Raw genomic sequence first — 17,023 nt, 5'->3', positions numbered from 1 at the left:
GGAAGCCTCACACGAGCGCGTCGAGTTCAGCGACAAGGCGCCCAGTCTCTGTCATGTTGCCGATGAACAGGCGCTTGGGCGCCGGCGCGAGCTTCACCAGAGCCGGCAGAGCGACGAGCTGGTAGCGGCGCGCTGCTTCGGGCTCTTGATAAATGTCGGTGACTTCGAGTGAGAATCGCCCAGCAAGGCGTTCTTCGCAAAGGCGGCGCACCGCGGAGACGGCGCGCATCGAGCCGGCGGTCGCGCCGCTGATGAACAGCCGCAGATTCACATGTTCCTTCAGAGCTGCATCCATCGCGAGGCTCCCTATAGACGCTCGAGCTCCAAGCCTTTGAGGACGCGCGCCTGGTCTGACAGGTCGCCGATGATTTTCTTGAGCGGCGGCGGCAGCTTCCGCACCAGGGTCGGAATGGCGACGATCTGATCCGCCCGGGCGAGCTCGGGACGCTCGACGAGATCGATGACCTCCACCTGATATTGTCCGCCCAGACGCTCGTCGCACAGTTTTTTCAAATTGGCGATCGCCGTGACGGATTTGGGCGTCTTTCCCGCGATGTAAAGCCGCAGACTCCACTTCCGGTCGCTCATTTCGCCGCTCCCCGCCGCCTTGCGAGGCCTTGGCGCGTCGACGCGGCCGAAGCCGTTGCGGATCGCTGACGGGCGAAAAATAACTCGGCCTGGCTTTCCTCGTCGGCGAGCTCGGCCTGAAGCGCTGCGATCCGAGCCGCCACCTCCTGCCGTTTCCGCTCTATTTCCTGCGTCTTGCCGGCGATGAGCAACTGTCGTTCCGCTTCAGCCTCGCTCTCGCGCGCCTCTTGAGCGACACGAGCCGCGCCTGTCAGCACGCCGCCGAGGCCAAGATAGGCGTCGCGCAAGACGACGCCGTGATCGGTCAAGATAAACTCCCGCACCTGGTTCGAATGCGCGATGCCCCGCGCCTTGATAACGTAAAGCGCGCGATTGCGTTCGCCTGACCCTTCAATCATCTGCAGCCGCACCCAGGCGTCCATGAGCGAGGAAACCGCCGCTTGCTCCGTATCCGGGGCGCGACCGCCCTCCACGGCAGTGAAAAGCGCGGTGACGCCCAGGCTTTTGAGATAGTCGATCAAGCGCAGCAGCATGGACCGCACTTCCGTAACGCTGCCGACAGCCGCGAAATTGATGATTGGATCGATCACGACGACTTGCGGCAAAAATTGCTCCACCTCCCGGTGCATGCGGGCGAGATGCATCTCGAGACCGGTGAGCGTGGGGCGCGCCGCGACGAAGCGTAGCGCGCCGGACTCGAGTCCGGGGCTCAGATCGATCCCGACCGAACGCATATTGCGGGCAATTTGGCCGGGGCTTTCCTCGAAGGCGAAATAAAGTGCCCGCTCGCCGCGCCGACACGCCTCCGCGACGAATTGCGCGGCGATCGTCGTCTTGCCGCTGCCTGCGCCGCCCGACATCAATATGCTCGAAGCGCGCCAGAACCCTTCCCCTCCGAGCATCTCGTCGAGGCCCGGAACGCCGCTGAGGATGCGTTCCCCGGAGGCCGAATGGGCAAGCTCCAGCGACGTGACGGGCAGAACCGAAATGCCGCTCTTGTCGATGAGAAACGGATATTCGTTGGTCCCGTGCTCGCTCCCGCGATATTTGACGACGCGCAGCCGGCGCGTGGCGATTTGATCGATGACCCGATGATCGAGCAGGATGACGCAGTCCGAGACATATTCCTCGAGACCGTGACGGGTGAGAGTTCCTTCGCCGCGCTCGCCCGTGATGATCGCGGTCACCCCGCGATCCTTCAACCAACGAAATAGGCGACGCAGCTCGGCGCGCAGCGCGCCGAGATTGGAAAAGCCCGTGAACAGCGCTTCGATCGTGTCGAGCGCGACGCGTTTTGCCCCGATCTCATCGATGGCGAGGCCAATGCGCACGAAGAGGCCCTCGAGGTCGTATTCGCCGGTCTCCTCGATCTCATTGCGTTCGACGTGGACGTAATCCAGAGCGAATTTCTTTTCGGCGACCATGGCGTTGAGATCGTAGCCGAGCGAGGCGACGTTGGCTGCAAGCTCCTTTTCCGTCTCTTCAAAGCAGATGAATACGCCAGGCTCGTCGTAGCGCAGCGCGCCTTCGAGCAGGAAAGTCATGGCGAGCAGGGTCTTGCCGCTGCCCGCGCCGCCGGCGACGAGGGTCGGGCGCCCTTGCGGGAGTCCGCCGCCGGTAATTTCATCGAGTCCAGCAATTCCCGAAGGGGCTTTCGAGACGGTTTCGATCATGGCGTCCAGCGCGGCGTTCGCAATTCAATTTGAGCTAGATTCAATATTGCACACGGCGTCAATGTGAAGTCCAGCGCGCCGAGAATTCTAGAGCATAGTGCGACGAAACGCGTCGCCGCTGGACTTTCAGTTTGCGGCGGATAAGTCACCGGCTTCGGTCATACAGACGCGGGCGCGCGACTGAGCGCGCAGCAACGCGCTACGTAGAAGAACATATGACGCCGCGAGGCGGGACCCAGGGCGATCGACTGTTCGTTTGGTAAGCTGGATATTTTGCGATTTCGGCCGCCACATTGATTCCGGACGGACAGAACCGTGACGCCGCGCGCCCCGCTCTCGCCCACAATTGGGGCGCGCCGGATGCGGAGCTGGGATCGGTCGGCCGCGCTTTCTCGCCGCGCGGCCCGATTTATCAGTTTGATTTTATTGGTGGAGCCAGACGGAATCGAACCGACGACCTCTTCAATGCCATTGAAGCGCTCTCCCAACTGAGCTATGGCCCCACGCTTTTGCCGGCTTGGGAATCCGGCCTTCGCCGCAACAGCCGTCGCAGCGATCGGGGCTCTATAATGGAGCAGGCCCCGCGCGGCAAGAGCCGTGTTTCGCCTCCGGGCCGAGGCGTTTCCGCGAAGCGCTTTTCGCGAAGGCCCCTGGCTTTCTGGCCTGGGCCTCGCTCTGGCGCGGGGCGCCGCAAAAGTGTAAAGGAGCGCCTTCCTGTCGGGGCGCTCGTTCATGCAGTGTTTTGCATGCAGTGTCTTGGCGACATGATTCGCCGGCCGCTCCGCGCCGGGAGCGAGGGCCGAAACGAAGTGACTAAGCACAAGAGCCTCTCCGACTATGCGGCGAGACGATTCCGCTTTGCAGGCAATGCGTTACTGGAGTTCTGGGACCCTTTCTTCGCGCAGATCGACAAGCTCAAGGCTGAGCTCGAGGCTTCCGGAACCCATTTCGTCAGCTTCGCCAATTACGACTATCTCGGCCTTTCGAAGCACCCGCAGATCGTCGCCGAGGCCAAGCGCGAGCTCGACAATCTCGGGGTCGGCGCCCTGGCGTCCCGCCTCGTCGGCGGCGAGCGCTCGACGCACAAGCCCTTCGAGGCGGATATCGCCAAATTCCTCGGCTTCGAGAGCGCCCTCACGCTCGTCTCGGGCTATCTCGCCAATGTGACGACGATCGCCTGGCTCATGGGCAAGCGCGATGCGATCTTCATCGACGAGCTCGCGCACAACAGCATTCTCGCCGGAACAGACGCCTCCGTCGCGCATGTCATCAAATTCCGGCACAACGACCTCGACCATCTCGAGCATCTTCTCGCCCGCCATCGCGAGGAATATCGCTACGTTCTGGTCGTCGTCGAAGGCCTTTACAGCATGGACGGCGACACCTGCGATCTGCCACGGCTCGTCGAATTACGCGACAAGCATCAATTCTGGCTGATGCTCGACGAGGCCCATTGTCTCGGCGTTTTGGGCGAGACCGGACGCGGGCTGCCGGAACATGCGGGCGTCGATCCGGATCGAGTCGACCTCCTCGTCGGCACGATGTCGAAGACGCTCGCTTCTTGCGGCGGCTATGTCTGCGGCAGGAAGAAAGTCATCGACTGGTTCCGCTACACCTTGCCGGGCTTTGTCTACAGCGTCGGGCTTTCTCCGGTGATTCTGGCCTCCGCCCGCACGGCGCTGCGCTTGATGCAGGAGGAAAGCTGGCGCATCGGCCGTCTCGCCGACAATGCGACGTTTTTTCGCGATTACGCCAACGAAGCGGGGTTCTCGACGGGTCATGCGATCGGTCGCGGCGTCGTGCCGATCCTTTTCCAGGACGACATCGACACGATGTGGGCGTCGCAGCGACTATTGGACAAAGGCTATTACGTGCCCCCGATCGTGCAGATCGGCGTGCCGAAAGATCAACCGCGGCTTCGCTTCTTCCTCTCGGCCAGCCATACGCGAGACGAGATCAAAGGCGTGATCGACTGCTTGCGCGACATGCCGCCGGCTTCGCAGGAGGCGCGCCAGATGGTCGCATCCGCCATGGCCGGCGCGTGACGCGTAGGGTTGAAGACAAGCGCTACTGCGTCGATATGCCGCTGATGACGATGCGCCGAACACAGGTAGGCTTTCCCCATGATTCAAAGCGAAATTGCTGAAGCGAAGAGTCTCGCCTCCAGGCCGCAAGTCGAGGTCGTCGAGGCGAAGGGCTTCGCGCATTTTCTGACATACAATAAACTGCCGAGACTTCTTTACCGGGGCATGAAAGGCTTTACGGCCCCGCTCGACGTCGAGCGCTGGACGCTGCACGGCCACAAGCTCAATCCGCATTTCAAGCTCGTCGAGGCGCAGGAATTCCTGGCCCGGCGCGACGGCCGATGGATCGGCCGCATCATGGCGCAGGTCTACAAGCCGGAATTCGCGCCCGTTGAAGCGTCGCGTTTCCAATTCGGCTCCCTCGATGCGGAGGACGATCTCGGAACCGTGCGCGCGCTGACGAGCGCCGCTGAATCTTGGCTTAAGGCGCGCGGCGCGACGCTCATTCACGGACCCTTCTCGCCCTCGATCAATGGCGAGATGGGGATTCTGGTCGACGGTTTCGAGGCGTTGCCAGTGTTTCTGACGCCATGGCACCCGGCCTATCTCAGTCGTCACCTCGAGGCGCTGGGCTACGCCAAGGCGCGCGACGTCTATTCCTATTCCGTCGCCAACGACTCCAGCACGACGGACGTCGTCGAGCGAATGACGAATCGCAAGGAGTGGAAGGAGCGGCTGAAGCTGCGCGAGGTCGATTTCTCCCGGTTGAAGAAGGGAGAGACGCAGCTGATGACGGATCTCTTCAACGACGGTTGGCGCGGCAATTGGGGCTATGTCCCCTTCACGCTCGATGAGTTCAACTCCATCACCGACGTGCTCGGCTTCGTGACGACGCCCGATCTGACGATCGTCGCCGAGCTCGACGGTCAGCCCGTCGCCTTCGCCGTGGCGATACCGAATTTATTCGAGATCATCGGCGATCTCGACGGAAGCGTCCTGCCAGCCGGCGCGATCAAGGTCATCTTGCGGCTTCGCAGCCATAAATACAGCGCCATCAAGCTCCTGCTGCTCGGCATGCGCAAGGAGATGCAGGGCAGCGCGACGGGCGGCGCAATTCTGATGACGATGGTCGAGGAAATTCGGCGGCGCGGAAAGAACGCATCGACGATCCAGGAAATCGAAGCCGGCTGGGTGCTCGAGAACAATCTCGCCATGCGCAAGCCGATCGAGCTCTTTGGCGGTAAGATCACCAAGACGCACCGAATCTACGAGAAACGCATATAGACGAAACCGCTCAGGAGCCGAAGACGCATGACCCTCTCTCTCACCAGCACGGGCGCCGACCGCTCGCATGTCGAGCGGCGAAATGCGATCCTCGCCAAATATCCACAGGTACGCGAGCTGTTCGGCACGGATATTCTGACCTTCAAGATCACCGCGGCGCTCTTCCTCCTGCAGCTCGCCATCGCGGCTGTACTCGGATGGCTCGGTCTCGCCTATTGGCCGTTGACGCTGCTCTTGGCCTATTGCGTCGGCGCCTTCGCCAATCACGCAAATTTCGTGATCATTCACGATTCGATCCACAATTGCGTGTTCAAAAGCCCATTCGCGAACAAGCTCAATGCGCTGCTCGCCGATCTCTCGAACGGCTTTCCGACGGCGATGGGCTTTCGCTGCTATCACATCAAGCACCATTCGCATCTTTCAGCCTATGACTACGACGCCGACGTGCCGAGTCGCTGGGAGGTGGAATGGGTCGGAGACAGCTCCTGGCGCAAGGCGGTCTGGCTCTTCTTCTTCCCCGCGATCCAGCTCATGCGGCTTTCGCGCCTCAAGGGCGCGGTGCCCATTATGGGGCAATGGACCTATATCAATATTGCGGTGATCGTGGTCTTCGACCTTCTCGTGCTCTGGGCCTTCGGTCCGAACGCGCTGCTTTATTTTTTCCTCTCCTTCTGGTTTTCAGTGGGCGGCCTGCACTTTCTGAGCGCGCGCTGGGTGCAGGAGCATTTCGCCTTCGCGCCCGACCAGGGAACCTTCGATTATTACGGCCCGTGCAACACGCTGGCGCTCAACATCGGCTATCACAACGAACATCACGACTTCCACGAGATCCCCTGGACGCGACTGCCGCAGCTCAAGGCGATGGCGCCCGACTTTTACGACGATCTGGCCTGCCATCGCTCCTGGATCGCGCTGTTCTTCACCTTCATCTTCGATCCGAGATATTCGCTTCGCACGCGTTCTCAGAACGTCGAGACGGGAAATCTCACAACGCAGCCGGCGGAGTGACCGCATGACCGTCGATAACGCTACGCGCCTCCCCGATCCGCTCGCCGCCTCGCCGCGCATTTTCGAAAATGACCTGCTCGACAGGCTGTCGCGCGTCCATCATCTGACCCCCGTGGTCATCTATGTTCCGATCATCCTGGGGCTCCTCATCTATTCGGCGACGCAGCTCGGCCTCCCCCTGATCGTCGTCGGAGTTCTCATCGGTTACGGGCTCTGGACCTTGACCGAATATTTCGGTCACCGCTTCCTCTTCCATCCTGTTTATCCCCTGCCCTTCGGGCTGGGGCCGCGCTTCCAGTTCCTCATCCACGGCGTGCATCACATCTATCCGAACGATCCGCTTCGGCTCGTGATGCCGCCGCTTCTCTCCGGCCCGATCATACTGATCGCGCTTTGCGTCGGGCGCGTGCTGTTTGGCGCGCCCTTCTGCTGGCCGGCGCTCGCAGGGTTCATGACGGGCTATGTGCTCTACGACTGCGTGCATTACTGGACGCATCACGGACAGCCGAAATCGGCGCTCGGCCGTCATGTTCGCCGCCTGCACATGCTGCATCACTTCCGCGACGCGACGCGCGGCTTCGGCGTCCACGCCTTCTGGTTGGACTCCGCTTTCGGGACGGCCTATCGCAAGGACGACACGCCGGGCTCGGCGGCGGTCTGAGCGCGCCAAGATTCTCCGCGCTCACACCGGCTCGTGGCGCAAAAAGTCCCAGATCTCGCGCGGCGCGGCGTCCCAGCACCAGAAGCTGTAGGCGTCGCAGCCCGTCTTGCGGACGAGATGGAGAAAGCTTCGCGTCGCGGCGAGCGAGGCCGCGGGGCTATGCAGCGGCAAATTCGCCGAAGTCGTGATGTTGCCGGTCGGCTTGTAGCGGCGCCGGATCGCATCCTTGCCGATCAGCGCCTCATATTCCCTGAGCGATTTTTTGAAGCGCCGCGCGACCGCGGCGGAGCGGTAATAGACCTGAGGCGTCACATCCTCGACGATCCCCAGGGCCGTCTCGAGCGGCGCGTCAGGATGAAGCGAGGGTTGGTCATGCGTCGAAAGCGCTATCCCCCGGCCTTTGGCGGCGAGGCCCTCGGCCAGCCTGCCGGCGTAGATTTCCGCCTCGCGCGGGCCGCCCTGAAATCTCGGGGTGTCCGGCGTCTTCTCGAGATCGAGAACGAGCCCGTCGAGCTCATGGCGCTCGACCCATTCCAGGGCGAGATCGGCCTCTTTGCGCGCGGCCGACGGCGTCGCGCAGAAAGAGACGTGCCAGCCCCAAAGGTCGACGTCCGCGTCCTTGAGGCTTCGGCGCAGTCCATCCAATTCCGGCATGGCGAGATTTGGGTCCATCCCCTCGCCGCGCCCGACTCGAATCCATAAGGCCGAGAAGCGTGAAGCCGTCGCCCGCTCCAGGAAGAGCCCCGGTCCTATCGGCTGGAGCACCCCCGCGAGGCTCACGATGAAGATGTTGCGGCCGTGAATTCGGTTCATGATGACCCCGATGCGCACAGGTCACTTTTGCGCGATGCAGCTCGGGTAGGGCGGCGCCTCGCCCGCTTTCCGAAGGCAGAACTTGATCGGTTCCAGCTTCGCAAGCCTCTCTTGCCATTTTGCGCCGCTCAGATCGAGCGGCTCGTTTGACGCGGCTCCGCGCTCCGCCCATTGGATTGTGTAATAATCCTGGGCGCCTTTCACGCCGATGAGCAGCGCGGCTTCGCTATGCGCTGCCCCTTGCGCCTGCAGCGCGCCGCACCCGGCCAGAAGAACGAAGGCTTCGTGCCCGCTGATCCTTTTCTCGCCGAGAGGCTTTGCGGAAAATGTCGTTGGACAGGCCTGCTTGAAACCGTCGGCCATGCGCTCGAGAAAGGATTGGGCCGTCACGCCCGGGTTGGCGGCGAGGCCTTGCGCGCCGGTGACCGTGATCATCTGCGACCATCGCTCGGCCGATTCCCCCTTGGGGACCATTTCACGGATGTAGAAGGTCCCTGTGTTCTCGGTCTTCTCGAACACGACGCCGAATCCGCCGGGCGCGGAAAACAACACGAGCTCGCTGAAGATGGGCGAGATATTCAGATAACTCCGGTCGCTCGGCGCCAGATTCTGCGCGGCGCTTCCCGCCCCGCGGCTGGGCGCGCTCCCGCCGGGCTCCGCTTTGGTCTCGGCGCCGAGAAAACACAGGATCGAAAGAGCGATCGCCGCCGCCCTCCGAAATCGGGTGGCGCGCTCGAAGCTCTTGTTCCAACATCGATGGCCCTGTCCGCCAGGGGCTGAGCTGACCCAAGATGCCGCCTTCGCCATCGCCGTCTCCTGTAAAGAAGCTTAGCATTCCGAACCTTATGCCATGAATGCGCAAATCGTCAGCAAAATCGCGCGTCGTCCATTCCACCTAGGTCTCTTCGAGCCCCGCACGCCAGGCGCCCAAAACTCGCAGCCGAGTCTCTCCCGATGGCGAAGATAGGAGTCGCCGGCCATTGGATTTTCGTCTTGATCTCAGTATATCCCTGGCGGGCCGCCGTGATGCGGACGAAGCCGAAAGACTTGAGGACGAAATATGAGCACCTTCGACAAGCGGGAGGACACCTTCGAGAAAACCTTCGTTCACGAGGAGGAGCTGCAATTTCGCGCCGAAGCCCGCCGCAACAAGCTCTTGGGTCTCTGGGCGGCGGAAAAGCTCGGCAAGTCGCCCGAGCAGGCGCGTATTTACGCCAATGACCTCGTCGCCGCGGAGACCGCCGCCAACGCCAGCCAGATCGTGCTCGAGCGCGTGATCAAGGATTTCCAGGCGGCCGGCGTCGACCAGTCCGAGCATCAGGTGCGCCGCATGATGGACGAGCTGCTGGCGACGGCGACGGCGGAGATCAAGGCCGGCAAGTAGGCAAGGCCGGCGAGTAGGAACGGAAGCCGCGGGCGACGGCGCAACCATGATGATGAGCCATGGTCGCGATTAGGAAGAACGACGTCGAGCGATTCGTCGCCGCCCCGCCGGAAAATATTTTCCTGTTCCTGTTGCATGGCGCGGACGCCGGGCTCGTGCGCGAAAGCGCCCTCAGGCTCGTCGACCGCCGCGTCGACGATCGCCACGATCCGTTTCAGTTCGTGGAGCTTTCGGGAGACGCTGTCGCGACCGATCCGTTGACGCTCGTCGACGAGGCCAATACGGCGCCGCTCTTTGGCGGCCGGCGGGCGCTGCTCGTCGAGGCGAGCGCGAAGTCTTTCGTCCCGGCGATCGAGATGTTGCTGCGCGCGCCGCCGGTCGGCTGCAGCGTGATCGTCACCGCCGGCGCGTTGCGTCGGGACGCGCCGCTGCGCAAGCTCATCGAAGGCTCGAAACTGGGCGCCGCGCTCGACTGCGCGCCCGACAGCGACGCCGATGTCGCCGCTTTGATCGAGAAAAGCCTGGCTGAGGCCTCTCTCGCCATCGCGCCCGAGGCGCGCGCGCTCCTGCAGGCGGCGCTTGGCGAAGATCGGCTGATGAGCCGCGCGGAACTGCAAAAACTCGTCCTTTACATGCACGGACGCGGGCGGATTGAAGCGGCGGATGTCGCGGAGATCGTCGCCCACGCCTCCTCGATCGCGACAGACGCAGCGACGCTCGAGGCCTTTTCGGGCGACATGAGCGCGGCGGGAGCCGAACTCGACGACGCGCTGACCAAGGGCGCCGACGCCACGCAGCTTATCTCTGGCGCGCTGCGCTATGCGCTGTCCCTGCATCGCGGGCGGGTCGCCGGCGGCGTCATGGCCGTGAAAAGGGGCGGATTCTTCTCGGTTCCCGACCGGATCATCGACGCGCATCTCAAGCGCTGGAGCCTCGATCGCCTGCTTGAGACGATCGAGCGGCTGCGAGCGGCGCAGACAAGGGCGCGCGCCCACGCGGAGCTCGCGGAGATCGAGGCCGCGCGCGCGTTCATGCATGTGGCGAGAGCCGCCTCGAAGGCGTGAGCTTCCGGCGAAGCTCACGCCACGCCAGAGCCGTAATCCAATCCTATATATCTCTAAGGGGGCGCGATTCGCGCGAGCGAATCAACCTGGATTGACGCAATTGACCTCGCTCAGTGAACGCATCGCGGAATTCGTCGTGGATCGATTGCCCGACGACGAAGCCACCGTCGAGCTGCTCTGCATCGACCATAACGGGACCTATCTGCTGCCCTTTCTATGCCGACGAAGCGCGGGAGACTGGATCAACACGCGGACGGGCGAGAGAATCCTCGCTGACGTCGCGGGCTGGCGTCCCCGGCAGCGCTGAGATCGTGGCTTCGCCACATGTCTAGCGCCTGCATTTGCAGCGTAAGTCGCGATCATCCCCAAGGCATTTAGTGCGACGGCGCTCGCAAAATCCCTACTAGTGCTTGTCACGGAGAAGTGCGAAGCGTTTTTCCGGTCGAGACGTGCGCTAAGCATCGCGCTTCTTCCTTCGGCTCTTGTAGGTAAGGCAATTTCGCATTACCTTGTTCGGCGAGGAGACCTCGTCATGAGCCGATTGACGGTGACGGCCAAGGGGCAAGTCACGCTGCGCAAGGAGTTTTTGCGGCATCTCGGCGTCGCGCCGGGGCAGAAGATCGAGGCGCAGGAATTGCCCGGCGGCCGGATCGAGCTCCGAGCGGCGCGCCCTGTCGGCGACATCTCGAGCTTCATTGGCCGACTCGCCGGCAAGTCCCAGAAGATCGCCACGCTCGAAGAGATCGAGGAGGCCGCCGCCAGCGGCTGGGCCGAAGGCGAATGAAGATCACGGCGGACACGAATCTGCTCGTGCGCGCCGCAATCGGCGACGACCAGAAACAGGCTCGGGCTGCAGCGGCGATGCTCTCTAAGGCGACCCTGGTGGCGGTTTCCACGGCGGCGCTTTGCGAATTCGTCTGGGTCTTGCGGAGGCTCTACCGTTTCGAGCGCGACGAGATTGTCGCGGCCCTACGCGCCTTAACCGAAGCGGCGAATGTTGAAGTCGACGAGCCCGCCGCCGCAGCAGGGCTCGCCATGCTGGAAGCCGGAGGAGATTTCGCCGATGGCGTCATGGCCTTCGAAGGACAAAGACTCGGCGGCGAAACCTTCGTCTCTTTCGACAAGAAGGCCGTGACGCGGCTCTCGAAGCTCGGAGTGAAGGCGCAGCTGTTATGAGGCGGCCTACCCTCCTGTGCTGTCAACGCTTTTTTGTGCTATGAGAAATCATGGACAGGCAGGCCATCATCGAGCGGCTGCGAGCCGGCGAGTTCGATTTGCGGGCGCGTGGCGTCGTGCACGCCGCCCTTTTCGGCTCCCGCGCGCGCGGCGACAACCCGGCCGATAGCGACATCGACATCATGATCGAGATAGAGCCGGAGAAGACGCCGGACCTATACGCCTATGTCGGCCTTAAATCCTACATCGCGGCCTTGTTTCCCGAACCCGTCGATGTCGTCGATCGCAATGGGCTGAAGCCTTTCATCAAGCCCGTCGTAGAATCAGAAGCCCTTTATGCCTTCTGAGAAAGGGTCCGCCGAGCGCTGGCTGATCGACATTCGACACAACATCCATTTCGCGCAACGTTTTGTCGAAGGCCTCACTTATGAAGCTTTCCGCGACAATGATCTCGTGTTCTATAGGAGTGACGCGGGCCCTTGAAATCATCTCCAAGGCGTCACGGCGACTCCCGGCGGAGGTGAAGGATCGTCATCCCTCTATCCCTTGGACGGAGATGGCGGGCGCGGGCAACATATACCGCCATGATTACGAAGACGTGCAGCAGCGTCTCGTTTGGGGCGTCGTCCATTTGCGCCTTCCGGAATTGCTGGCGATGATCGAGAGCGAATTGGCGACGGGGAAACCGGAGTCCTAATCAACCGCCGCCCAGCCACCGATCCAGCCGCTTTCGTTCCGCCCAGCGACGGTCTACATAACTCGCCAGCATTCGGCCATCGAGGAATCCCGTGAATCAGATCGCCCCCAACACCTTCCGCGCCGGCCCCGACGAGCGCGGCCGTTTCGGCATTTTCGGCGGTCGCTTTGTCGCCGAGACCTTGATGCCGCTGGTGCTCGATCTCGAGGCGGCCTATGCGCAAGCTAAGACCGATCCCAGCTTTCACGCCGAGCTCACGGCCCTGCACAAGCACTATGTCGGCCGGCCGAGCCCCCTTTATTTTGCGGAGCGCATCACGGAGCATGTTCGCGCCGGGGCGGACGCAGGCAAGGGCGCCAAGGTCTATTTCAAGCGCGACGAGCTCAATCACACCGGCGCGCATAAGATCAACAATGTGCTGGGCCAAATCTTGCTGGCGAAGCGCATGGGCAAGCCGCGCATCATCGCCGAGACGGGCGCGGGCCAGCACGGCGTCGCCACGGCCACCGCTTGCGCGCGTTTCGGGCTCAAATGCGTCGTCTACATGGGGGCCGTCGACGTCGAGCGCCAGAAGCCCAATGTGTTTCGCATGAAGATGCTCGGCGCCGAGGTGGTGCCGGTGCAGTCAGGGGCGAGGACGCTCAAGGATGCGATGAACGAGGCGCTGCGCGACTGGGTCACCAATGTCGCCGACACCTTCTATTGCATCGGCACGGCGGCGGGACCGCATCCCTATCCGATGATGGTGCGCGACTTCCAGTCGATCATCGGCAATGAAACGCGCGAGCAAATTCAGGAAGCCGAAGGACGGCTGCCCGATTCGCTCGTCGCCTGCATCGGCGGCGGCTCGAATGCGATCGGTCTTTTCCACCCCTTCTTGGACGACCGGAGCGTCGAGATCTACGGCGTCGAAGCCGCCGGCCACGGCCTCCACGTCGAGAACGGCCATGCGGCGTCTCTCGCCGGCGGCAAGCCCGGCGTGCTGCACGGCAACCGCACCTATCTCCTGATGGACGACGACGGGCAAATTCTCGAAGGCCATTCGATCTCGGCCGGCCTCGACTATCCGGGAATCGGCCCCGAGCACAGCTGGCTCCATGAGATGGGGCGCGTCAAATATCTGAGCGCGACGGATAAGGAGGCGTTGGACGCCTTTCAGCTCTGCTCGCGGCTCGAGGGAATCATCCCCGCGCTCGAGCCCTCGCACGCGCTCGCCAAGGTTTTGGAGCTCGCGCCGCAAAAGCCGCGGGACCATCTGATGGTGATGAATCTCTGCGGGCGCGGCGACAAGGATATTTTCACCGTCGCCGACGTCCTGGGCGGCTTGTGAAGCCGCGGGGACGAAAGCGCCGCGAATCATCTTCCCAGCTCACGGAGCTGGGCGACGTCGATCACGTTACGCGCGTTCGGGCCATTCGCCTGAACGCAGCGTGATCTAGTCGACGGCGCGCTGCGGCTTTGGCTGCTGCGTCTCTGAATCGTCCCTGCGCCTGAAGCGCAGGACAGATCCCGGAGCGCGGTTGCGTTGGGCGATGCGGTTGCGACCCGTGCCCGTGAGCACGTAATGGCCGCGCGAGTCGTCCCAGCGCATCAGATCGCCTTGAATGGCGGTCTGACGCAACGCGATCGTCATCGGATCCTGCACATGGGCGGGGGCGATGTCGCCGTGGAGGTCGACTCTTTTGAGCGCCTCGAGCAATCGGGATTCTGCGGCGTGAGTCATCGTTATCGAATGTGGCGCCAAACGCTTAATCCTGCAAGAGCCTTTTGAGAGCCTAGACGCCCGCGGAGCCTCTCGTCAACTGTTTGAAATCAAACTGTCTCCGTAACGCCTTGATACGTTCGAGCAATGTTTCCCCAAAGATGCGACCATTTGCCGAAGCTTCGCTGCGCGCCCGCAGCCTCGCGAGGACCGGCCCGCGCGGTCGTCAGCCGTTTATTGCCCTCGGCCGGCCAATGGGCTATGAGCGCCGCAACGCGAGCCGACGCGGCGAAGCCGCAACGCACTACGGTTCGAGAAACCAACCCATTAGCGATAAGAGTAAAAGCGATGAAAGCCGATATCCACCCCGACTACCACATGATCAAGGTCCTGATGACCGACGGCTCGGAATTCTTCACCCGCTCGACCTGGGGCAAGGAAGGGGACGTGCTGCACCTCGACATCGACCCCAAGACCCACCCGGCCTGGACCGGCGGCTCGCAGCAGCTGCTCGACAGGGGCGGACGCCTCTCGCGCTTCAACACGCGTTTCGGCAACATGTCCTTCGGCGCGAAGAAATAACTGGAGCGCGTCTATGGTCTGGCCGTGGGGACCTCTCGGGCAGGCGGCGCCGATCGGCCTTCCTTCGTCTGAGCGCCCTCCACGAAGGCGCTATATGGTATAGATGACGCGAAGGAGCGCGAGGCCATGAACATCGCGATCAGCGCGCGCTGGGAAAAATTCGTGGAAGACCTGGTGCGGTCGGGTCGCTACGCGTCTCCCGCCGAGGTCTTGGAGCTCGGCTTGAGCTTCCTCGAGGCGCGTGAGGCCCAGCAGGAAGCCTTGCGCAAGACGATCGCCGCTTCGCTCGCCGAGGGCGGAGAACATGCGATTGGCGTCGCGCGGGCGCACGTCGAGCGGAAGCACAAGGAGTTGGAGGCGAAAGGGCGGTGACGCGTAAAGTCGCCTTTTCCAACGCCACCCTGCGAGATTTAGACGAAATATTCGAATATCTTGCTGAACAGTCGCAAGATCTTGCGCGCGCGCGTCGTCTCCTAGACTCCATCCTCGACCACTTGGAAAAAATCGCTTCGTTCTCGACGATGTTCGGACGTCCGCGAGACGAGCTGGCGCTGGGACTGCGCGGCTTCGCGTACAAGAAATACGTGATCTATTTGCGCTACGAAGGGAAATCGTTGTTAGTCGTCAATATATTGCATGCGCGTCGGGACGCTCAAGCGCTCTTCGGCCCTGAAGGCGGCCCTTCGCCATGACCGGCGCCGGCACCGACCGCAGCAAATTGAGGATCGAGGCCGGCCCCGCCGTGATTCTCGTGCGGCCGCAGCTTGCGGTGAACATCGGCATGTGCGCGCGGGCGATGGCTAATTTCGGCCTCTCCGATCTGCGCCTCGTCGCTCCCCGCGAGGGCTGGCCGCGCACCGACGCCTATCGCAAGGGCGCCTACGCCGCCGCCGCCGGCGCCGTGCATCTGCTGGAAGGCGCGAAAGTTTTTCCGGACGTGCCGAGCGCCATAAAGGATTTCGCCTTCGTCTATGCCGCGACAGCCCGCGGCCGTGGCCAAGCCAAGCCCGTGCATCCGCCTTCTGAGGCCATGCCTCGTCTGGTCCAGGGCTATGCGGCGGGCGAGCGCCACGCGGTGCTCTTCGGCCCCGAGCGCACAGGGCTCGACAATGACGAGGTGGCGCTCGCCGACGCGATCCTGACCTTTCCCGTCAATCCCGCCTATGCTTCGCTCAACCTCGCGCAGGCGGTGCTGCTCACGGGCTATGAATGGTTCCGCGCCGCGCATGGCGACACGCTGCCCTTCGACGCGACAGAGCGCTCGCCGCCCGCGACGCGCGAGATGACGGCGGCCTTCTTCGAGTTTCTGGAAGACGAGCTCGACGCGCGCGAGTTCTTCCGGCCCGCGAGCAAGAAGCCCGTGATGGCGCGCAATCTGCGCAATATTTTTCACCGCATGGCCATGACCGAGCAGGACGTGCGCACGCTTTGGGGCGTTGTCGTGCGGCTCGTCGAAGGCCCTCGGCGCGAGCCCTATTCGGTTCGGCGCAAGCGCGAGCTGGAGGCGCGAGCGCGGGAGGAAGCGGCCGAGGCCGAGGCGAGGAGAACGCCGAAGAGCGCGCCGCCCGAAACGCCGGAGTGAGGCTTTGCTGGTGTGGTACTTTTGCCACATGTCAAGTAAATCTCATTTCCAAGCGCAGAGCATTGTTTACAGATTGCGATTTTACTGGTCTCCTAGATTCCAAAGAGGTCGTCGCGCGGGACCGCCTCTCCAGGCGACAGCAGTCTTTCAGGAACGATGCTTGGCGCTTCAGCGCCCGCGAAGACCGTATTATTGCGATTGATCCATGGAGACGTAAGATGAAAAAGTTGGCTAACCTCTTGATCGGCAGCGCGATTTCGCTTTGCATACTTATGCCTACGGCTACACAGGCGCAGCTTCTGCTCGTTACCTACACAGATTCTGTGACGAAACAGACAGCTTCTTGGAATCAAGAATTGAGCCCCACGCCGATTAGTTCTGGGGCCGGTCAATTTACCGATGTGCCGATCACGCATTTCACGGCGTCGCCCTCGCTGGGGTTATCTCCCTATACGGACATCATCTGGTTCAGCAACATCCCGGCCATCACGGGGGGGATTGCCGGGGGGTTTGCAACGCCTTACTTTAACTTGAATGAAAGCTCTACGGCTACGCCTCTCGAGCAGCAGTATACAGGCCTGGAATCGGCGCCCACATTTGTACCGGGAACTTATGGCGTGATCGATTTCAACAACCAAGATCCGGGGACTCTGGTCATCGCGCTCGTTCCCCCCGGCGCCCCCGGCCCGATTCCCGGGACCGGCGCAGCAGCTCTTGCGGCGCTCGCGCTCGCCGGTCTCTACGCCCGCGCGCGCCGCGCCTGAGAGCAAGGCCGGCCCTCGCTA

Annotated in this window: 24 protein-coding genes and 1 tRNA gene; 18 read left to right on the top strand and 7 right to left on the bottom strand. The window is 62.6% G+C overall.

Features of this window, described 5'->3' with window-relative positions:
- Positions 1 to 7 precede the first annotated feature (7 nt).
- From QMG80_RS03520 to QMG80_RS03505, 4 genes are all read right to left on the bottom strand, one after another.
- Positions 8 to 295 carry a circadian clock KaiB family protein gene (locus QMG80_RS03520; RefSeq protein WP_085771554.1) on the bottom strand — a complete coding sequence of 96 codons (288 nt, stop codon included), beginning with the start codon at positions 293 to 295 and terminating at the stop codon, positions 8 to 10.
- 11 nt (positions 296 to 306) lie between these two features.
- Positions 307 to 588: a circadian clock KaiB family protein gene (locus QMG80_RS03515; RefSeq protein ID WP_085771553.1), complete on the bottom strand. Its 282-nt coding sequence runs from the start codon at positions 586 to 588 to the stop codon at positions 307 to 309.
- Positions 585 to 2,261: a circadian clock protein KaiC gene (kaiC, locus tag QMG80_RS03510; RefSeq protein ID WP_085771552.1), complete on the bottom strand. Its 1,677-nt coding sequence runs from the start codon at positions 2,259 to 2,261 to the stop codon at positions 585 to 587. The genes QMG80_RS03515 and kaiC overlap by 4 nt, the downstream gene beginning before the upstream one ends.
- A 427-nt stretch (positions 2,262 to 2,688) precedes the next feature.
- Positions 2,689 to 2,764: transfer RNA gene (locus QMG80_RS03505), tRNA-Ala, on the bottom strand.
- A 306-nt stretch (positions 2,765 to 3,070) separates the two neighbouring features.
- Here QMG80_RS03505 and QMG80_RS03500 point away from each other — a divergent pair.
- The 4 genes from QMG80_RS03500 to QMG80_RS03485 all read left to right on the top strand — a co-directional run bounded on the left by QMG80_RS03500 (position 3,071) and on the right by QMG80_RS03485 (position 7,238).
- Positions 3,071 to 4,306, top strand: coding sequence for an aminotransferase class I/II-fold pyridoxal phosphate-dependent enzyme (locus QMG80_RS03500; protein ID WP_085773650.1), 1,236 nt, complete (start codon positions 3,071 to 3,073; stop codon positions 4,304 to 4,306).
- 78 nt (positions 4,307 to 4,384) lie between these two features.
- Positions 4,385 to 5,569 (top strand): hypothetical protein, encoded by a 1,185-nt coding sequence (locus QMG80_RS03495; RefSeq protein ID WP_085771551.1) that lies wholly within the window; start codon positions 4,385 to 4,387, stop codon positions 5,567 to 5,569.
- 27 nt (positions 5,570 to 5,596) lie between these two features.
- Positions 5,597 to 6,577 carry a fatty acid desaturase gene (locus tag QMG80_RS03490; RefSeq protein ID WP_085771550.1) on the top strand — a complete coding sequence of 327 codons (981 nt, stop codon included), beginning with the start codon at positions 5,597 to 5,599 and terminating at the stop codon, positions 6,575 to 6,577.
- Between the two features lie 4 nt (positions 6,578 to 6,581).
- The gene (locus QMG80_RS03485; RefSeq protein ID WP_085771549.1) at positions 6,582 to 7,238 is read left to right on the top strand and encodes a sterol desaturase family protein; all 657 of its coding nucleotides are present in this window, start codon (positions 6,582 to 6,584) and stop codon (positions 7,236 to 7,238) included.
- A gap of 21 nt (positions 7,239 to 7,259) precedes the next feature.
- Here the strand turns inward: QMG80_RS03485 and QMG80_RS03480 are convergent, their stop codons facing one another.
- Complete coding sequence (locus QMG80_RS03480; RefSeq protein ID WP_158658704.1) at positions 7,260 to 8,051, bottom strand: hypothetical protein; 792 nt, start codon at positions 8,049 to 8,051, stop codon at positions 7,260 to 7,262.
- Positions 8,052 to 8,072: 21 nt separating this feature from the next.
- On the bottom strand, positions 8,073 to 8,858 hold the full coding sequence (locus QMG80_RS03475) for a hypothetical protein (RefSeq protein ID WP_245300200.1): 786 nt from the start codon (positions 8,856 to 8,858) through the stop codon (positions 8,073 to 8,075).
- A gap of 253 nt (positions 8,859 to 9,111) precedes the next feature.
- Here QMG80_RS03475 and QMG80_RS03470 point away from each other — a divergent pair, with 253 nt between their 5' ends.
- The 9 genes from QMG80_RS03470 to trpB all read left to right on the top strand — a co-directional run bounded on the left by QMG80_RS03470 (position 9,112) and on the right by trpB (position 13,702).
- On the top strand, positions 9,112 to 9,435 hold the full coding sequence (locus QMG80_RS03470) for a DUF1476 domain-containing protein (RefSeq protein ID WP_085771547.1): 324 nt from the start codon (positions 9,112 to 9,114) through the stop codon (positions 9,433 to 9,435).
- 59 nt (positions 9,436 to 9,494) lie between these two features.
- Positions 9,495 to 10,499 carry a DNA polymerase III subunit delta gene (holA, locus tag QMG80_RS03465; RefSeq protein ID WP_085771546.1) on the top strand — a complete coding sequence of 335 codons (1,005 nt, stop codon included), beginning with the start codon at positions 9,495 to 9,497 and terminating at the stop codon, positions 10,497 to 10,499.
- Between the two features lie 100 nt (positions 10,500 to 10,599).
- A complete protein-coding gene (locus QMG80_RS03460; protein ID WP_158658703.1) occupies positions 10,600 to 10,806 on the top strand; it encodes a hypothetical protein in 207 nt (68 codons plus the stop codon).
- Between the two features lie 225 nt (positions 10,807 to 11,031).
- Entirely contained in the window at positions 11,032 to 11,283 is a 252-nt protein-coding gene (locus QMG80_RS03455) for an AbrB/MazE/SpoVT family DNA-binding domain-containing protein (RefSeq protein WP_085771544.1), read from the top strand.
- Positions 11,280 to 11,675 (top strand): type II toxin-antitoxin system VapC family toxin, encoded by a 396-nt coding sequence (locus QMG80_RS03450; protein WP_085771543.1) that lies wholly within the window; start codon positions 11,280 to 11,282, stop codon positions 11,673 to 11,675. The genes QMG80_RS03455 and QMG80_RS03450 overlap by 4 nt, the downstream gene beginning before the upstream one ends.
- Before the next feature lie 50 nt (positions 11,676 to 11,725).
- The gene (locus QMG80_RS03445; RefSeq protein ID WP_085771542.1) at positions 11,726 to 12,022 is read left to right on the top strand and encodes a nucleotidyltransferase family protein; all 297 of its coding nucleotides are present in this window, start codon (positions 11,726 to 11,728) and stop codon (positions 12,020 to 12,022) included.
- Complete coding sequence (locus tag QMG80_RS03440) at positions 12,012 to 12,158, top strand: ribonuclease HepT family protein (protein ID WP_199769102.1); 147 nt, start codon at positions 12,012 to 12,014, stop codon at positions 12,156 to 12,158. The genes QMG80_RS03445 and QMG80_RS03440 overlap by 11 nt, the downstream gene beginning before the upstream one ends.
- A 37-nt stretch (positions 12,159 to 12,195) precedes the next feature.
- Positions 12,196 to 12,372 carry a HepT-like ribonuclease domain-containing protein gene (locus QMG80_RS03435; protein ID WP_245300198.1) on the top strand — a complete coding sequence of 59 codons (177 nt, stop codon included), beginning with the start codon at positions 12,196 to 12,198 and terminating at the stop codon, positions 12,370 to 12,372.
- Positions 12,373 to 12,463: 91 nt separating this feature from the next.
- On the top strand, positions 12,464 to 13,702 hold the full coding sequence (gene trpB / locus QMG80_RS03430; protein WP_085771540.1) for a tryptophan synthase subunit beta: 1,239 nt from the start codon (positions 12,464 to 12,466) through the stop codon (positions 13,700 to 13,702).
- 105 nt (positions 13,703 to 13,807) lie between these two features.
- Here the strand turns inward: trpB and QMG80_RS03425 are convergent, their stop codons facing one another.
- On the bottom strand, positions 13,808 to 14,095 hold the full coding sequence (locus tag QMG80_RS03425) for a hypothetical protein (protein WP_085771539.1): 288 nt from the start codon (positions 14,093 to 14,095) through the stop codon (positions 13,808 to 13,810).
- Positions 14,096 to 14,422: 327 nt separating this feature from the next.
- Here QMG80_RS03425 and rpmE point away from each other — a divergent pair, with 327 nt between their 5' ends.
- The 5 genes from rpmE to QMG80_RS03400 all read left to right on the top strand — a co-directional run bounded on the left by rpmE (position 14,423) and on the right by QMG80_RS03400 (position 17,002).
- Positions 14,423 to 14,656, top strand: coding sequence for a 50S ribosomal protein L31 (gene rpmE, locus QMG80_RS03420; protein ID WP_085771537.1), 234 nt, complete (start codon positions 14,423 to 14,425; stop codon positions 14,654 to 14,656).
- Between the two features lie 126 nt (positions 14,657 to 14,782).
- The gene (locus QMG80_RS03415; RefSeq protein WP_085771536.1) at positions 14,783 to 15,028 is read left to right on the top strand and encodes a ribbon-helix-helix domain-containing protein; all 246 of its coding nucleotides are present in this window, start codon (positions 14,783 to 14,785) and stop codon (positions 15,026 to 15,028) included.
- Complete coding sequence (locus QMG80_RS03410; protein ID WP_085771535.1) at positions 15,025 to 15,348, top strand: type II toxin-antitoxin system RelE/ParE family toxin; 324 nt, start codon at positions 15,025 to 15,027, stop codon at positions 15,346 to 15,348. The genes QMG80_RS03415 and QMG80_RS03410 overlap by 4 nt, the downstream gene beginning before the upstream one ends.
- Positions 15,345 to 16,238 carry an RNA methyltransferase gene (locus tag QMG80_RS03405; protein WP_085771534.1) on the top strand — a complete coding sequence of 298 codons (894 nt, stop codon included), beginning with the start codon at positions 15,345 to 15,347 and terminating at the stop codon, positions 16,236 to 16,238. Before QMG80_RS03410 ends, QMG80_RS03405 begins: the two co-directional genes overlap by 4 nt.
- Before the next feature lie 218 nt (positions 16,239 to 16,456).
- Complete coding sequence (locus tag QMG80_RS03400; protein ID WP_085771533.1) at positions 16,457 to 17,002, top strand: hypothetical protein; 546 nt, start codon at positions 16,457 to 16,459, stop codon at positions 17,000 to 17,002.
- Positions 17,003 to 17,023: the final 21 nt, after the last annotated feature.

Source organism: Methylocystis bryophila (assembly GCF_027925445.1).
Lineage (GTDB): Bacteria > Pseudomonadota > Alphaproteobacteria > Rhizobiales > Beijerinckiaceae > Methylocystis > Methylocystis bryophila.
This window is presented reverse-complemented; position numbering and strand designations above follow the sequence as displayed.

Bases quoted from the DNA above. Each gene is read 5' to 3' on its own strand.
- QMG80_RS03445 (WP_085771542.1), top strand. From the start codon at position 11,726: ATGGACAGGCAGGCCATCATCGAGCGGCTGCGAGCCGGCGAGTTCGAT.
- QMG80_RS03450 (WP_085771543.1), top strand. From the start codon at position 11,280: ATGAAGATCACGGCGGACACGAATCTGCTCGTGCGCGCCGCAATCGGC.
- rpmE (WP_085771537.1), top strand. From the start codon at position 14,423: ATGAAAGCCGATATCCACCCCGACTACCACATGATCAAGGTCCTGATG.
- QMG80_RS03520 (WP_085771554.1), bottom strand. From the start codon at position 295: ATGGATGCAGCTCTGAAGGAACATGTGAATCTGCGGCTGTTCATCAGC.
- QMG80_RS03490 (WP_085771550.1), top strand. From the start codon at position 5,597: ATGACCCTCTCTCTCACCAGCACGGGCGCCGACCGCTCGCATGTCGAG.
- QMG80_RS03480 (WP_158658704.1), bottom strand. From the start codon at position 8,051: ATGAACCGAATTCACGGCCGCAACATCTTCATCGTGAGCCTCGCGGGG.
- QMG80_RS03455 (WP_085771544.1), top strand. From the start codon at position 11,032: ATGAGCCGATTGACGGTGACGGCCAAGGGGCAAGTCACGCTGCGCAAG.
- holA (WP_085771546.1), top strand. From the start codon at position 9,495: ATGGTCGCGATTAGGAAGAACGACGTCGAGCGATTCGTCGCCGCCCCG.
- QMG80_RS03415 (WP_085771536.1), top strand. From the start codon at position 14,783: ATGAACATCGCGATCAGCGCGCGCTGGGAAAAATTCGTGGAAGACCTG.
- QMG80_RS03400 (WP_085771533.1), top strand. From the start codon at position 16,457: ATGAAAAAGTTGGCTAACCTCTTGATCGGCAGCGCGATTTCGCTTTGC.
- QMG80_RS03515 (WP_085771553.1), bottom strand. From the start codon at position 588: ATGAGCGACCGGAAGTGGAGTCTGCGGCTTTACATCGCGGGAAAGACG.
- QMG80_RS03425 (WP_085771539.1), bottom strand. From the start codon at position 14,095: ATGACTCACGCCGCAGAATCCCGATTGCTCGAGGCGCTCAAAAGAGTC.
- QMG80_RS03405 (WP_085771534.1), top strand. From the start codon at position 15,345: ATGACCGGCGCCGGCACCGACCGCAGCAAATTGAGGATCGAGGCCGGC.
- kaiC (WP_085771552.1), bottom strand. From the start codon at position 2,261: ATGATCGAAACCGTCTCGAAAGCCCCTTCGGGAATTGCTGGACTCGAT.
- QMG80_RS03485 (WP_085771549.1), top strand. From the start codon at position 6,582: ATGACCGTCGATAACGCTACGCGCCTCCCCGATCCGCTCGCCGCCTCG.
- QMG80_RS03470 (WP_085771547.1), top strand. From the start codon at position 9,112: ATGAGCACCTTCGACAAGCGGGAGGACACCTTCGAGAAAACCTTCGTT.
- QMG80_RS03440 (WP_199769102.1), top strand. From the start codon at position 12,012: ATGCCTTCTGAGAAAGGGTCCGCCGAGCGCTGGCTGATCGACATTCGA.
- QMG80_RS03495 (WP_085771551.1), top strand. From the start codon at position 4,385: ATGATTCAAAGCGAAATTGCTGAAGCGAAGAGTCTCGCCTCCAGGCCG.
- QMG80_RS03475 (WP_245300200.1), bottom strand. From the start codon at position 8,858: ATGGCGAAGGCGGCATCTTGGGTCAGCTCAGCCCCTGGCGGACAGGGC.